Raw genomic sequence first — 14,085 nt, forward strand, 5'->3', positions numbered from 1 at the left:
AAGATCGCGACACGCTTTAGTCATGCGACGATTATCTGTCGTGGCGTTTGAGCTCTGGGCGATATCTTCATGCAGTGGCAGGACGAGGCAATTATTCTTGGCGTCAAGCGCCATGGCGAGACGAGCGTCATTGCCGAGGTGATGACGAGCGCCCGCGGGCGCCATCTCGGAATGGTACGGGGTGGCCGGTCCAGATCCATGCAGCCCGTCCTACAGGCCGGCAATCGCGTCGATGTCACCTGGCGCGCCCGCCTTGATGATCACTTGGGTGAATACCGGATCGAGCCGCTTCAATTGCGCGCCGCGCAACTGATGGAAACGGCGACTGCCGTTTATGGCGTACAGGCCATGGGGGCGTTGCTGCGGCTCTTGCCGGAGCGCGATCCGCACCCGCATCTCTATCGAGCGCTCGATGTCATTCTCGACAATCTCTCCGACCCGGCTGATGCGGGCGAATTGTTCGTGCGCTTCGAACTGGCCGTGCTCAACGATCTCGGCTTCGGTCTCGATCTCACCGAGTGTGCAGCGACTGGAATTCGCAGCGACCTTGTCTATGTTTCTCCAAAGACAGGCAGAGCCGTCTCTCGTGCCGCTGGCGCGCCCTATGCGCAGCGTATGCTGGCGCTGCCTCCCTTTCTTGGCGAGGCACATGCACCGTCGGCGGATTGCCAAAGCCTGTCTGCGGCCTTTCGCCTGACGAATCATTTTCTCAACAGACACGTCTATGAGCCGAGAGGGATTCAAGAAAATGCCGCCCGCGACGGTTTCGTCCAGGCGGCTCTGAAGGCCTTGGAGCGGAAGTTGAATGAGCCGGCAGGCGGGGCAGGACCAGTCGGTCAACCCGGTTGATCAACTCGTCTCTTGGCTTTAAGCCGCCGCAGCCGCAGGCCGCGTGACGGGTCGTTCTTCAATCGGCCAATGCACGATGGCAGCAAATAGTCCCATCACAACACCCAGCCACCAGACGAGATCGTAAGAGCCAAGCTTGTCGTAGAGGAAGCCGCCGAGCCATACGCCAAGGAACGAGCCCACCTGATGCGACAGGAACACCACGCCACCCAGCATGCCGAGGTGACGGGTGCCGAACATGATCGCGACAAGGCCATTTGTAGGCGGCACCGTGGAAAGCCATAGGATTCCCATCACTGCGGCAAAGATGACGACGGAGACGGGTGTCTGCGGCAGAAGGAGAAAGGCGGTCACCGCAATCGAACGGCCGATATAGATATAGGCCAGAAAATGCGGCTTCGAATAGCGCTGCCCGATGAAGCCGGCCGCAAGTGATCCGCCGATATTGAAGAAGCCGATCAGCGCCATGGCGATCACCGCATAGCGCGGTTCGATACCGATATCGCCGAGATAGGCGGGAAAATGTGCGGTGATGAAAGCTACCTGAAAGCCGCAAACAAAGAAGCCGGTGGTCAGTAACAGGTAGCTCTTGTGACCAAGCGCCTCCTTCAAAGCAGCACCGACGGTCTGCTGAAATTGGGCCTGCGACTGCGAGCCCGACGACGAGTCACCGCGCAGCGGAAATGCCAGAAGCGGTACCAAAAGCATCATGACGCTGAGAAAGACGAGACTGTCCGACCAGCCATAATTGGAAATCAATCCCTGGCTGATGGGCGCGAAGATGAACATGCCCGCCGATCCCGCAGCCGTGCCGATCCCGAAGGCCATTGAGCGCTGTTCAGGCGTCACATGCCGGGCAAAGGCCGACAGGATGACGCTGAAGGAACCTGCTGCAATGCCAAGCCCGACGAGAACGCCACCGCCGAAATGCAGCCAGAAGGGCGAGGTGCCGAAGGACATGCACAGGAGCCCCAGCGCATAGAGGATGCCAGAGAGAACAAGCACCCGCCCGGTGCCGTACTTGTCAGCCATTGCGCCGAAGAAAGGTTGTCCCAGACCCCAGAAGAGGTTCTGCAGCGCCATGGCGAGCCCGAATGTCGAGCGATCCCAGCCCGTATCTGCCAGCATCGGCAGCTGGAAAAAACCCATGGCCGAGCGCGGCCCAAAGGTCATCACGGCGATCAGCGATCCAGCCAGAATGATCAGCCACGGCATGGGCCGGCTGGTAGACGCGCTGGATAATGTGGCCATGATGTTCCTCCGGATAGGAGAATAACAGTATTCATCCGCACGTGAGGACACCAGCGACTTTTCTTGACAGGTGCATCAGCGAGGTTGATGGACCATCGCGATAAGCGATCATCGATAAACTGGAGCCTGCGATGAAACAGAACATTTATGACGATGAGGGTTTCTACGAAAGCTACAGCGCCATGCCCCGTTCGGAAGGCGGATTGGCACAAGCTGGCGAATGGCACGAGTTCCGTGCGCTCTTGCCGCCGCTGGAGGGGAAATTGGTTCTGGATCTCGGCTGCGGCTTTGGCTGGCATTGCCGCTACGCGGTTGAGCAAGGCGCGGCAAACGTCGTCGGCCTCGATCTGTCAGAGAAGATGCTGGAGAGGGCGGAACGGATCAATGCCCATCCCAGGATCAGCTACCGGCGCGAGGCGATCGAAGATGCGACCTTCGAAGCGGATAGCTTCGATGTCGTGTTGAGTTCGCTGGCTCTCCATTATGTCGCGTCGCTCGAGCCGGTCTTTGCGCGAGTCTTTAAGCTGCTGAAGACGGGGGGTTCCTTCGTCTTCTCGATCGAACATCCCGTGTTTACTGCACTTGAGCAGCAGGACTGGTTTTACGGAGAAGCCGGCGACATTCTTCATTGGCCGCTCGACAATTATCAACAGGAGGGCGAGCGCCATTCGAACTGGATGGCGGATGACGTCATCAAGTATCACCGCACCTTGTCGAGCATCATCAACTCGCTGATCGATGCGGGCTTTGCGGTCGAGCGGCTATCGGAACCGAAGCCGGATCCTGCTCTTCTCACCGAGCGCCCGGAACTCGTGCACGAGAACCGCCGCCCGATCTTCCTCATCGTGGCTGCGCGTAAGATCTAGCCGCGTCGCTTAATCGGCCAAGCCTCGTCGCGCCACTCCACGACCGTGGCGACATCCCCGAGGCTGATCGTCCCTGCACCGCGAGGGGTCAGGTTCCAGCCGAAGAGCACGCCGGGAACGCGACGATCTGCGGACATGCGGATACGGCCCATGGCCTTCATCGGGGAGGGAACATCACGTGAGCCCGTTTTCTGGTCTTGCGTGGTCATGATGCAGCGGGCGCATGGTTTTACGAGATCGAAGCGAATACCGTTGATATCGATCGCCGCCCAGCGATCTTCCGCCCATGCTTCATCCGTCTCCAGCACGATGTTGGGGCGGAAACGCTCCATGCCGATGCTGTCTTCGCCATTGGCCATCATGTCCGCGTTGAGAGCCTCAAGCGAGGCAGTGGTCGCAACGAGGATCTGGTAGCCATCTGCAAAGGTGACGGGCGTCTCGTTGCCGGTCCACTCCACATTGGCAAGGCGCGTTGAGCGGTCATCGAAGAAGGCGAGTTTCATCTCTTTCCCGAGCCACTGCGACAGCGTGCCGTTGACGTCATCCGTCGCCAGAGCGGCATCCACGTTTGATTTCCAGACGGTAACCTCGAGCCGCGCGGGCGACGGAACGGCGAGGATTTCGCCCTTGCCATCGATGGAAAGGCGATAGCCGCCGGCTTCAGGCACCACGTTCAAGCTGGCGATTGCAGGAAGTTCGCGTTGGGTGATGAAATAACCGGAGGGGTCAACCAGCATGGCGCGGCGGTCGCCTGGCAGGCCTTCAGCGGAAATGGCGCTCTGCGAAAGTGCAATGCCTCTGGCACTCTTCACAGGGTAGATATTCAATTGGGTGATCTGCATCGCCGTTCCCTCAGATTTCGTCCAGAAACATATCGAGCACCTGTTGAAGACGCTCATGTCGCTCTTTTGCAAGCTGTCGCCCGGTTTCGGTTTGAAAGCCATTGGCCAACTTGAAAAGCTTGTTTTCAAAATGGTCGATGGCAAAGCGGCGATCATCGAGCGGACGGTCTTTCGCCAGTGGGTCGGCTGGATCGTATAGTGCCGAGCCCAGGCGCCCGGCAATGTAGAAGCAGCGGGCTGCACCCACCATGCCGATGGCATCCAGCCTGTCCGCATCCTGCAGGATCTTCGCCTCAAGCGATTCCGGCGTCAGATTGGCGGAAAAGCTGTGCGTCAGAATGGCGTGGGCCACGGCTTCGATATCCGGTTCCGTCCAGCCGAGACCGCCAAGAATGACACTCGCCTTCTCGGCAGCCAGACGTGAGGCCTGTGAACGCAGTGGCGAATTCTTCTCCACCGCCACGCAATCATGCAGCAGCACGCTTGCGGCCAGCACCGTGCCGTTCCCGCCCTCTTGCGCATGAATACGCATGGCGTTGCGGAAGACGCGGTGAATATGCGCGAGATCATGCGATCCATCATCGCCTTCCGCCGCATGCGGTATCAGCGTTTCGGCAAGCGCTTCATACGGCGCTAAGGACCCAGCATGCATTCGCGATTCCCCACTCTCATGACATCGCGTTTTAGAGCGGGTGAGGCAGCGGCGCAATCACTGCTGCGCCGCGGCATCCTTCGGCTTGGCCGTCAGGATCTTCTGGTAGAAGAGGCCGATGCCGATCAGCACGACGCCAAGTCCGATGAAGGAGAGGGCGCGCAACACGCCTTCCAGATTGCTCATGTCGATGAGGAACGCCTTGGCGACGGCAAGCAGCACCAGCGCAGCGGAGGCGAGACGCAGGCTCTTGGCATCGAAGCGCGAGCCGAGCGCCAGGAGCAGCACGCCGATGGCGAGCCAGACGACGGAATAGCTGTAGGTCTCTCCCTGCAGGAAGCCTTTCCAGTCCGCAATGTTTTCTCCTTGCCAAAAGCGGCGCACCGATAACGTTGCCCAGGCAAAGCCAAGGACTGCGCCCGCAAGCGCGAGCAAGGCAACATAAGGCTGAGGGCGTTTGCCTCGGGCATAAAAAGCAAGTCCCGCATAGGCCGCGCCCGGCAGCAGGTAGCCGATGAGAAGCAGGTTGAAGAACGGCCAGCGTCCGGTGTTCTCGCCGGTAAAGTAGGGGTTCAGCACAAAGAAATGCGCAACCAGCACATTGACGATCGCAAGGCAGCCAGCGAGCATCGAGCCGTAACGGAAGATCGGGCTTGGGCTTTTCATGTCGAGCGTCATCAGCACACCGGACATGCCGATCGTCAGCAGCGTGTAGATCGACTGTTCGCCGAGTGTCGGCACCGCGTCGTTCAACACGCCGCCATTCATCGCGTGCCGCACGAGGATCGCCAGCGTCAACAACACCATCAGGCTTGCAAGAGCCTGCAGGAAGTTTCGGACGCGGAGATCGGGTGAGTGGCGCAACAGCCATGCCGAGACCACGGCAAGCAGGGCAGGAACGCCATAGCCTGCAAGAAGCGCATTGAAGACGGGCGTGGTACCGAGGTTCTGCGGACCGACGATCGTCGGCTCCCAGGCAATCCTGCCAAGCACGATCACAAGTGCAAGCGCCATGACCCAGGCGAGAGCCGGCCAGGAACGACGCCGCGTTCCAAGAACGTCGATAAAGCCGAGAAGCGGGATAAGGATGGTGGTCGCGAGCCCGTTTGTCAGGGCATGGATCGTCAACAGGAAGCCGAGGAACGAGCCGACAACGAGAATATTGACGGGCCGCTGGAAGGCAGGCTCAGAGCTTCTGTCGAAACGATAGGCAGCGCCAAAGAGAACAATACCGATCGCCAGGCCATAGGCCGCGTGCAGCCAGTCCCGCGTCAGATTGCCGTATTCCACGAAACTGATGACGCCGAGTCCGACGGGAACGATGGAGCCGATCAACGCCCAGAGTGTGCCAAAACCCGCGGCCCTCGGTGTTCTGCGCCGTATGGCTTCCACGGCAAACAGGAGGAAGACGATGCCCATGATGCGGGTGATCGAAGCCTGAAGGCTTTGATCGACGGCGATGGAGGCAGGTGTTGCGACGCTGCCAAAGGTCGACAGGAATTCGAGGTTGTTTTGCGCCAGGATATTGGCGCAGCCAAGTGCTGCGAGCGAAGCGAAGATGGCGGGCCACACCGCATTGAGGCGGCCGGCACCCAGCGCCGCAAGCCCGATGATGAGCACAGCAACGACGACAGCCGGGTGCATGCTGATGCCGGCGCTGCTGGCCAGCATGGCAAGTGCGGTGAGAACGATCGCAAGCGAGGCGGTGAGATTGATCGCGAGCGGCGGCCTTGCCAGGAATGCAAGAAGATGGTTTGCGGGTTTCGCAGCATCCCCCTCGGTCACAAGCGGTTTTTTATCTGCGACATGCTCGTAGACTTTGCCAGGCCAGATCCAGATCAAGCCCGCGATCATCGCGAGAAGCGCGAACATGACAGGCTCGGCAAGAACCGTGTTCGACGCCATGGTGTAGCCGACAGCCCAAAGGCCAAGGCCAATATCGGCGAGAGCGGGCACGACCTTCCATCGCTGGTACCGCGCTGCTAGCGCCGTTGCCACCCTTGAGACGGTGAGGAAGCCGAAGAGCGCCCAGATGTTCGGCGTCTCGGTAACAATAAGAGCGGGCGTGATCATCGAGCCGAAGAGCCCGAGCCCTGCGAGCGCTTGCCCGTGAAGCAGCGACAGTCCGAGTGTGGCGAAAGCCACCAGCGCAAGCAGGACGAAAGCCGTCGTCGGTCCGATATACTCGTAGATGCCATAGGCGGCAAAGACCACACCGAAGAGGGTCAGAGAGGCGGCGGCTGTCAATACGCCAGGGATCATGGCGTTGGAATAGGCGGCCGCAATGCCTGGAACGGCCCGGCGGCGGATGGCTTCGCCAGCAGCAGCAAGCAGAAGGCCGAAGAGGGCCGCCATGGCAAGCCGCACAGCGGGGCTCAGCAGGCCGTTTTCGATGGAGTATTTGACTAGCAATATGCCGCCGAGCCCAAGCGTGATGCCTCCGAGCCAGACAGCCCAACGCGCACCAAGTCTGCTTTCGAAGCTTTCCTTCGGGGTCGCCTGGGTGGTTGTAGCGTGGGCGGAAACAGCGTCTTCCTGTCTAAGGTCCTTTGTCTTTGACGGAATTGGCAGCGGCGGCGGTATGACGTTTTGCTCCGCTTCAGCAGCTTCAGTTTGCAAAGCTGGTGGCGCCGCGCTTTCAGCGGCCACGTCTACTGCTTCCTGCAGTTGCTCGTCAGCCTCGGCGGAACTGGCAACCGGCACGACACCCGCCGCCATCTGGGCCTTGAGGCTGGACATTTCCTTTTCAAGCTCTGCGAGGCGTCGGGAGTTCTTGATGCTGGCGCTCAGCGTGTAGAAAAACGCAACGACATAGCCGACGATAAGAAGCAGCAGGAAAGATGTCATAAGCACTCCGCGTATAGCTCTGTTTTTTAAAGCCTTTTATTGCGGCATCTGCAAGCGTCTTGGCGTCTTTTGGTTCCCACCGCGGTCGTTCTAGGCGCCTAATTGGCCGCGTGCGCCGCGATCCATTCCTTGGCCAGTTCGACGTCTTCAAATCCAAGGTCGTGATTGTTCGGCAGAACCCTGACCTCCACCTCGGCGCCGCTGCCTTTCAGAATGTCGGCAAGCGCATGGGCCTTGTCGCGATGGCGATCTGTCTCCCCGGCAGCCAGCAGGAAGTGTTTGGAGGCTAAATCCACGACAGGCCAATGTTCCAGAACCGGCATCGGTCTAAGCAGCAAGGCATCGGCCGCCCAATCGGGATGGAGGGCAAAGAAGGCGGCGAGGAAGTTTGCCCCGTTGGAATGGCCGATGAAGCGCAGCTTGGCGCGATCAATGCCATAAGACTTGGCCGCGCCTTCCATGAATGCGGCGAAGGCTTCGGCTTCAGCAGCAATATCTTTCTGGTCGAAGTTGAGATCGCCAAAGCGCCGGAACCAGCGTGCCACATCTTCTTCCGTGCTCCGGCCGCGAACGCCGAGCAGCGTGGCGTTGGGATTGGCCCGATGTGCCAGTGCCATCAAGCTGGTCTCGCTGCCGCCCGTACCGTGAAGCAGGACAATGGTGCTGCCATCAGGGTCCGCAGGCGTGTGAAAACGATGGATGAAGGGCAGGTCGCGGTAGATGACGCGCTCCTCTCCCGGCATGGAAAATTGCGGCAGCGCCACGCGCACGTCTTCCTCGTCGCGCATGAAAAGCGGCGGAATGAACAGTTCCTCGCCGAGCCTTTCCAGCGGCTCGTCGATGGTCATGCCCGGCGCGTCGGTCGCCATCTCGATCAGCACGCCGCCCGGCTCGCGGACATAGAGCGAGTGAAAATATTTTCGGTCATGCGCATTGGTGGTGGAAGAGTTCAGGGACTTCAGCCGCTTGAGCGTCTCGTCCAGTTCATCCATGTCCTTGGCACGAAAGGCGATGTGGTCCACGGTGCCTGTGCCCGGCGCACTGGACCAGAAGCCCGTTGCATCGCGGACGTCAATAATGTCGCCGGCTTCGGACGACATGCGGCGGATTGCGCCCTGTTTGTCCTGGCGCGCGTAGCCGAAATAGTTGGAGAGGAAGCTTTCGGTCTCTTCCGGTACCTCGCTCAGGACGGTAGCGCCACGAATGCGACGGATGGCGTGTTCCAGCGGAATGCCGGGCGCATCATGCGGCTGGGCTTCAGGAAAGGCGCCGGTGCCGACAAGCTTGATGATGATGCCGTCCGGATCCTTCAACCGGATGACAGGCTCGCCGAACTCCTCCATCGGTCCTTCGGTATGGACGCCCGCCTGCAAGGCGCGCGTGAGCCAGAAGCCGATGCTCGCGGGATCGATGGCCAGAGACACCTCCAGCGTCTGTCCGTAGCCGACGCGCCCCTGTCCGCCATCCTCCCAGACAAGGAAGGTCATCAGTGATCCGGGGGAGGCGGCATAGTCGCCGTAAAGCAGGTGGAGTTGCATGGCGTCTTCGAAGCCGGCTGTTCGCTTGACAAGTCGCAGTCCGAGGAAACCCGCATAGAAATCCACATTTGCCTGAACTTTCCGCGTGATCATGGTGATGTGGTGGATGCCAAGGGCCGATGTCATGCGTCTCTCCGGACTGTCGTTGATGCTGCCATTTTCATCGTCTCGGTGGATTCCGCAATCCATGAGCGGAAGAACGATGTGTTCATATCCTTAGCACTGCCAGTACGACATCTATGTTTCGCCTATTCAATCGGCGAGATGCCTCAAGCCCAAGCCTAAAAAGATTAAAAAATAGTCAGAATAAAATTTGCGCAATTTATAAGCTATTAGTTCTTGCCATTAGGAATGAAATTGGTTTGTATGACGGCAACGACACAAAAAAACCTCCAGAGGAAAATTTCTGAATGTTCACGCGAAGGCTGTTTTCAAAGACAGCGGCTTTAGCCGCTCTATCCATGTTCGCTGGCATCTCCGTCGCACCCATTGCAGCTTTCGCCGATACGCCGATCAAATTCACGCTCGACTGGAAATTCGAAGGCCCGTCCGCAGGCTTTCTGCTCGCGCTCGATAAGGGATATTTCAAGGCCGAGGGCCTGGATGTCACCATCGATAGCGGCAACGGCTCCGTCGAAGCCATTCCACGGGTTGCAACCGGCGCCTACCAGATGGGCTTCGGCGATATCAATTCCATCATGAAGTTTCTCGACGGAGATCCAACGCAGAAGGTGAAGGCCGTTTACATGGTCTATGAGCGGCCGACCTTCGCAGTTGTCGGGCGCAAGTCCTTGGGCGTCACGGAAGACCCGAAGTCGCTGGAAGGCAAGAAGCTTGGCGCACCACCGCCGGATGGCGCCTTCGCCCAGTGGAAGGCGTTCAAGGAAGTCGCCAAGATCGATGATAGCAAGATCACCATCCAGTCCATCGGCTTTCCGGTGCGCGAACCGATGTTGGCAAAGGGTGATGTCGATGCCGTCTTCGGTTTCGCCTTCTCGGTGATCCTGAACCTGAAGGCGCAAGGCATCTCCGACGACGATATCGCCACGATCCTGATGGCAGAGCATGGCTTGAATCTGTATGGCAACGCCGTGCTGGTAAACACTGATTTTGCAAAAGAAAATCCGGAAGCGGTGAAAGGCTTCCTCAAGGCGCTTGCCAAGGGCTTTGCCGATGCCGTCAAGAACCCGGAAGAAGGCGTTGCTGCAGTTCTGAAGCGCAACGAAACGCTGAACCCTGACATCGAATTGCAGCGCCTCAACATGGCAAATTCGATGAACATCAAGACGCCCTACGTGATCGAAAACGGCATGGGTGGCGTCGATCCGGCACGCCTTGCGGCATCCATGGAGACGCTGAAGGTTTCAATCGGCCTCAAGGGCAACGTCAAGGCTGAACAGGTTTTCGACGCAAGCTACCTGCCGCCCAAGGAAGAGCGCATGCTGCCATAACGGCGGCCTGATGCATAGCTTACGCAAAACTGTGCATCGGTTTTGCGATGACGACCGCGATAAACAAGGACCTAAAGCGCGAGCAGCGACTCTGAAAGATCGCGACGCGCTTTAGAATAAGACGACTTAACGTTCGTCATGCTCGGGCGCGCCCCGGAGCATCCATCCATGGGGCCGATCGCTCCATGGAGTTCGTCCCTCGCATGGGCGGCCATCACGCATTTTGAAATATAACAGGAACTTGGAGATATGGCTCATCTGGTGGAAATCGACGGCGTCGACATGCGCTATGGCGGCGCTTCGGGAACGCTCGCCGTTTCGAACCTGGCGCTGACGGTGGATCGCGGAGAATTCGCAGCCGTGGTCGGCCCATCGGGCTGCGGAAAATCGACGCTGATGAAACTCGTGACCGGGCTGCACATTCCCCAGCGTGGCAATGTGATCGTCGGCGGCAAACAGGTGACCGAACCCGTCTCCATCGTCGGCATGGCCTTCCAGAACCCCACCATGCTGCCGTGGCGCACCACGCTTGAAAACATCCTTCTGCCGCTTGAGATCGTCGAGAAGCACCGCCGCAGGCTGCGCGCCCATAAGGCGGAGTATGTCGCCAAAGCCGAACGGCTGCTAGAGATCGTCGGGCTGAAAGGCTTCGGATCGAAGTACCCGTGGCAGCTTTCCGGCGGTATGCAGCAGCGCGCCAATCTTTGCCGCGCGCTCATCCATGAGCCGGAACTTTTGATGTTGGACGAGCCGTTCGGCGCTCTCGATGCCTTCACCCGTGAGGAACTGTGGTGCGTCATCCGCGATCTTCATGCGGTCCAGCGCGTGACGATCATTCTCGTCACCCATGATTTGCGCGAGGCAGTCTTCCTGGCCGACAAGATTTTCGTGATGAGCGCAAGGCCGGGCAGGGTGCTGGCGGAACACCGCGTACCATTCGAGCGGCCGCGCCAACTGTCCCTCATGTATGAAAAAGGCTTCAACGACATGGTTCAGGAACTGCACGGCGAAATCGCTCAGGCGAGGGTAGCGGCATGAGTGCGGTTGTCGAAGGCCAGGTCGTAGCAACGCCACCAAAGCCATTGATCGCCCGCGTCAATTGGGTCAAGGCAGCGCCATGGCTCTATACGCTGGCGCTCTTCGTCGCCTGGGAACTGCTGGTCTATGCGCTGAAGATGCCGCAGACCGTGCTGCCATCACCCACCCGGGTGGGGCAGGCCGTGGTCCAATACTGGTCGCCGATCTGGAAAAACTCGCTGCAGACGCTCTATACGACGACGCTCGGCTTCGCCATTGCGGTGGTCGCGGGCCTTGGCATTGGCCTCTTCATAGGCTGGTCGAAAACCATCTATGCAGGTCTCTATCCATTGATGATCGGCTTCAATGCCATCCCCAAAGTGGCGCTTGTTCCAGTGCTCGTCATCTGGTTCGGCATCGGAACGGTGCCAGCCGTGCTGACGGCCTTTCTGATTTCCTTCTTCCCCATCGTCGTCAATGTCGCGACCGGTCTTGCCACCATCGAGCCGGAAACCGAGGATGTGCTGCGCGCGCTCGGTGCCAAGAAGATGGACATCATGCTGAAAGTCGGCATTCCGCGCTGCATGCCCTATTTCTTCGGCTCACTGAAGATCGCCATCACGCTTGCCTTCGTCGGCTCCGTCGTGTCCGAGACTGTGGCGTCCAACTATGGCCTCGGCAACATGATGAGTTCGGCCCAGAGCCAGTTCAACGTACCACTGGTGTTCGCCGGCCTGCTCATGCTCGCGGTCGAAGGCATCGTCATGTATGCCATCATGGCTTGGGTGGAAAAACGCATGACCGGATGGGCGCACCGCTCCACTATGGGGCAGTGAGGCAGGAAGAGAGAAGAGGCGCGGGCGGGCGGTGTTGGTTTACCGTCCCTCAGGTTTCGCTGGTCTGACGAACCTCTGCTCCAAAACCTTGCTGCCCCATTGCGATCCAGGGCGCTCCTCGGCAAGACTGAAGCTGCGGCTCTCATAGAGATGGCGGGCAGCCTCCAGGCCGGAAAAGGTCCAAAGATGCGTCTCTGTAAAGCTCTGAGCGTCCACAAAGGCGAGAGCGGTGTCGAGAAGCTGTTTTCCAACGCCGCTGCCTCGCGCTGAATCATCGACGATGAACCAGCGCAAATGCGCTTTTCCCGACCCCATATCGTCACCATCGATCGCGATGGAACCAATGATCTGGCCGTCTCGAACGGCCGTCCAGATAGCGTTTTTCGGATTGCCGAGACGATATCCGAATTCGGCCAGACCGGCGGCGACCACAGACTCGAATGCCTGTCCAAAGCCGGCTGTTCTGGCGTAAAAAAGCGCGTGCAATTCAGTGATGCGCGCCATGATCCCGGGCCTGTAGCCCGACTGGATGGAAATGGCGGCAGGCGTGTGTGTCTGGGCCAACGCTTCGCCATAAAGGCGCAAACCGTTCGAGACGATGTGGCGCTGCTCCGGGGTCAGTCGCTCGATTGCAGCTCGCACCTGTTGCCGGGCAAAATGATTGATCTGGCCAACCTGACGTTTTCCGGCGGATGTCAGAGAGAGACGTTTGACCCGATTGTCTGTCTCGCCGGGGTCTTCTGCCACCCAGCCCGCATCGATCAGCTTGCGAAGCATTCTGCTGACGCTCGATTTATCCATATGCAGAGCATCGCCAATGTCACGCGCTGCCACATCGCCTTTATCGATCTCCAGAAGAGCGTGAACGGATGACGGTGACAGGTCGGTACCTGCAAAGCCCCGACCGGTAAAACCAAGCTCCCGCACCATCTTGCGGGAGTGGATACGGATTTCATCAACAATCAGTTCGGATGACGCCATGACAGAAAACCGGGATTAGTTGCAATATGCAACCTTATTCTGATTGTCTGGACAGTGTCAAGGATCAGGGCGTAGGGGTAGATCCCTCTTCCGCCTGGACCTTTGCAGCGCGCTCATCGAAAGCGAGCTTCAATGCCTTCGTCATATCCCGTGTTGTCGCAAACCAGTTTGAGCTCTGCGCCCAATAACGCAATTTGACAGTCGCGCTATCGGCACTGGCTGTATCGACGAAGGTTGCGGGTGCCGGGTCTAGCAGCACGCGGCTGTCACCCCGAGCAATTTGCAGCAGCATGTCCTGCGTCTCGGCAATGCTCTCACCCTTTGGCACCGTCACGCTCAATTCGTGGCGACGGGTTGGGAAACGGCTGTGATTGGTGATTGGCACGTTCCAAAGCGTCGAATTTGGCGCAAGGCGATAGAGGCCGTCGCTGGTCTTGAGCTCAGTAGCAAAGAGACCGATTTCGATGATGCTGCCGGAGACAGCACTCGTTTCGATATACTCGCCGACGCGAAACGGACGAAGGACAAGCAGCATGATGCCAGCTGCGATATTCTGCAACGTGCCCTGCAGTGCCAGACCGATGGCAAGACCTGCGGCACCGAGTGCTGCGAGAATGGAAGCGGTCTGAACGCCGAACTGGCCAAGCACCATGACCATGACCAGAATGAGCACCACATAGCGGATGGCGCCAGCGAAGAAGCCGGCAAGCGTCGCGTCGAAGCCGCGAATGCGGGAAAGACCCTGGAACGCCCAGCGCTGAAGAAATGCCGCGGCCAGCCAGCCAATGATGAGAAGAATGAGTGCGCCGATGACGGAGAAGGAATATTGCACCGCCAAGGCGCTCGCCTGCCTGAGCGCGGCCTGTGATGCCACGATGATATCCGTTGCCTGTTGTTCCATGGATCGTCCCTTGATGATCTTTCCGTTTCAGGATTGGTAACGATGGGTCCCGGC

General features: G+C 59.0%; 12 protein-coding genes. 5 read left to right on the forward strand and 7 right to left on the reverse strand.

The genetic code is table 11. The annotated features are described in order from the left end of the window. The first annotated feature begins 69 nt into the window (after positions 1 to 69). A complete protein-coding gene (recO, locus tag ACTJKV_RS08535) occupies positions 70 to 849 on the forward strand; it encodes a DNA repair protein RecO (protein ID WP_112359575.1) in 780 nt (259 codons plus the stop codon). A gap of 18 nt (positions 850 to 867) precedes the next feature. Here the strand turns inward: recO and ACTJKV_RS08540 are convergent, their stop codons facing one another. After that, complete coding sequence (locus ACTJKV_RS08540; protein WP_440598609.1) at positions 868 to 2,100, reverse strand: MFS transporter; 1,233 nt, start codon at positions 2,098 to 2,100, stop codon at positions 868 to 870. Positions 2,101 to 2,231: 131 nt separating this feature from the next. On the opposite strand from ACTJKV_RS08540, the gene ACTJKV_RS08545 reads away from it, so the two are divergent. Continuing rightward, positions 2,232 to 2,966, forward strand: coding sequence for a class I SAM-dependent methyltransferase (locus tag ACTJKV_RS08545; protein WP_274103789.1), 735 nt, complete (start codon positions 2,232 to 2,234; stop codon positions 2,964 to 2,966). On the opposite strand, the gene ACTJKV_RS08550 is transcribed toward ACTJKV_RS08545, so the two are convergent. The 4 genes from ACTJKV_RS08550 to ACTJKV_RS08565 all read right to left on the reverse strand — a co-directional run bounded on the left by ACTJKV_RS08550 (position 2,963) and on the right by ACTJKV_RS08565 (position 8,971). Next, the gene (locus ACTJKV_RS08550; protein WP_274103788.1) at positions 2,963 to 3,808 is read right to left on the reverse strand and encodes an MOSC domain-containing protein; all 846 of its coding nucleotides are present in this window, start codon (positions 3,806 to 3,808) and stop codon (positions 2,963 to 2,965) included. The two genes, ACTJKV_RS08545 and ACTJKV_RS08550, sit on opposite strands and share 4 nt — an antisense overlap. Before the next feature lie 10 nt (positions 3,809 to 3,818). Continuing rightward, positions 3,819 to 4,460 (reverse strand): HD domain-containing protein, encoded by a 642-nt coding sequence (locus tag ACTJKV_RS08555; protein WP_274103787.1) that lies wholly within the window; start codon positions 4,458 to 4,460, stop codon positions 3,819 to 3,821. Positions 4,461 to 4,517: 57 nt separating this feature from the next. Then, complete coding sequence (locus tag ACTJKV_RS08560) at positions 4,518 to 7,307, reverse strand: DUF2339 domain-containing protein (protein WP_274103786.1); 2,790 nt, start codon at positions 7,305 to 7,307, stop codon at positions 4,518 to 4,520. 98 nt (positions 7,308 to 7,405) lie between these two features. Further along, complete coding sequence (locus ACTJKV_RS08565; RefSeq protein ID WP_274103785.1) at positions 7,406 to 8,971, reverse strand: VOC family protein; 1,566 nt, start codon at positions 8,969 to 8,971, stop codon at positions 7,406 to 7,408. A gap of 335 nt (positions 8,972 to 9,306) precedes the next feature. Between ACTJKV_RS08565 and ACTJKV_RS08570 the strand changes: the two genes are divergently transcribed. The 3 genes from ACTJKV_RS08570 (at position 9,307) to ACTJKV_RS08580 (ending at position 12,149) form a co-directional block, all read left to right on the forward strand. After that, the gene (locus ACTJKV_RS08570; RefSeq protein WP_440598709.1) at positions 9,307 to 10,296 is read left to right on the forward strand and encodes an ABC transporter substrate-binding protein; all 990 of its coding nucleotides are present in this window, start codon (positions 9,307 to 9,309) and stop codon (positions 10,294 to 10,296) included. A 249-nt stretch (positions 10,297 to 10,545) separates the two neighbouring features. Further along, positions 10,546 to 11,334, forward strand: a complete 789-nt coding sequence (locus ACTJKV_RS08575) for an ABC transporter ATP-binding protein (RefSeq protein WP_165807482.1) — start codon at positions 10,546 to 10,548, stop codon at positions 11,332 to 11,334. Next, positions 11,331 to 12,149, forward strand: coding sequence for an ABC transporter permease (locus ACTJKV_RS08580; RefSeq protein WP_062437994.1), 819 nt, complete (start codon positions 11,331 to 11,333; stop codon positions 12,147 to 12,149). Before ACTJKV_RS08575 ends, ACTJKV_RS08580 begins: the two co-directional genes overlap by 4 nt. A 39-nt stretch (positions 12,150 to 12,188) precedes the next feature. On the opposite strand, the gene ACTJKV_RS08585 is transcribed toward ACTJKV_RS08580, so the two are convergent. Both ACTJKV_RS08585 and ACTJKV_RS08590 read right to left on the reverse strand, forming a co-directional pair. Continuing rightward, on the reverse strand, positions 12,189 to 13,130 hold the full coding sequence (locus ACTJKV_RS08585; protein WP_274103783.1) for a bifunctional helix-turn-helix transcriptional regulator/GNAT family N-acetyltransferase: 942 nt from the start codon (positions 13,128 to 13,130) through the stop codon (positions 12,189 to 12,191). A gap of 64 nt (positions 13,131 to 13,194) precedes the next feature. After that, positions 13,195 to 14,031 (reverse strand): mechanosensitive ion channel family protein, encoded by an 837-nt coding sequence (locus ACTJKV_RS08590; protein WP_112359583.1) that lies wholly within the window; start codon positions 14,029 to 14,031, stop codon positions 13,195 to 13,197. Positions 14,032 to 14,085 lie beyond the last annotated feature (54 nt).

It is taken from the genome of Agrobacterium sp. 22117 (assembly GCF_052045735.1).
In the GTDB taxonomy this organism is placed as follows: domain Bacteria; phylum Pseudomonadota; class Alphaproteobacteria; order Rhizobiales; family Rhizobiaceae; genus Agrobacterium; species Agrobacterium cavarae.

Bases quoted from the DNA above. Each gene is read 5' to 3' on its own strand.
- recO (WP_112359575.1), top strand. From the start codon at position 70: ATGCAGTGGCAGGACGAGGCAATTATTCTTGGCGTCAAGCGCCATGGC.
- ACTJKV_RS08540 (WP_440598609.1), bottom strand. From the start codon at position 2,100: ATGGCCACATTATCCAGCGCGTCTACCAGCCGGCCCATGCCGTGGCTG.
- ACTJKV_RS08545 (WP_274103789.1), top strand. From the start codon at position 2,232: ATGAAACAGAACATTTATGACGATGAGGGTTTCTACGAAAGCTACAGC.
- ACTJKV_RS08550 (WP_274103788.1), bottom strand. From the start codon at position 3,808: ATGCAGATCACCCAATTGAATATCTACCCTGTGAAGAGTGCCAGAGGC.
- ACTJKV_RS08555 (WP_274103787.1), bottom strand. From the start codon at position 4,460: ATGCATGCTGGGTCCTTAGCGCCGTATGAAGCGCTTGCCGAAACGCTG.
- ACTJKV_RS08560 (WP_274103786.1), bottom strand. From the start codon at position 7,307: ATGACATCTTTCCTGCTGCTTCTTATCGTCGGCTATGTCGTTGCGTTT.
- ACTJKV_RS08565 (WP_274103785.1), bottom strand. From the start codon at position 8,971: ATGACATCGGCCCTTGGCATCCACCACATCACCATGATCACGCGGAAA.
- ACTJKV_RS08570 (WP_440598709.1), top strand. From the start codon at position 9,307: ATGTTCGCTGGCATCTCCGTCGCACCCATTGCAGCTTTCGCCGATACG.
- ACTJKV_RS08575 (WP_165807482.1), top strand. From the start codon at position 10,546: ATGGCTCATCTGGTGGAAATCGACGGCGTCGACATGCGCTATGGCGGC.
- ACTJKV_RS08580 (WP_062437994.1), top strand. From the start codon at position 11,331: ATGAGTGCGGTTGTCGAAGGCCAGGTCGTAGCAACGCCACCAAAGCCA.
- ACTJKV_RS08585 (WP_274103783.1), bottom strand. From the start codon at position 13,130: ATGGCGTCATCCGAACTGATTGTTGATGAAATCCGTATCCACTCCCGC.
- ACTJKV_RS08590 (WP_112359583.1), bottom strand. From the start codon at position 14,031: ATGGAACAACAGGCAACGGATATCATCGTGGCATCACAGGCCGCGCTC.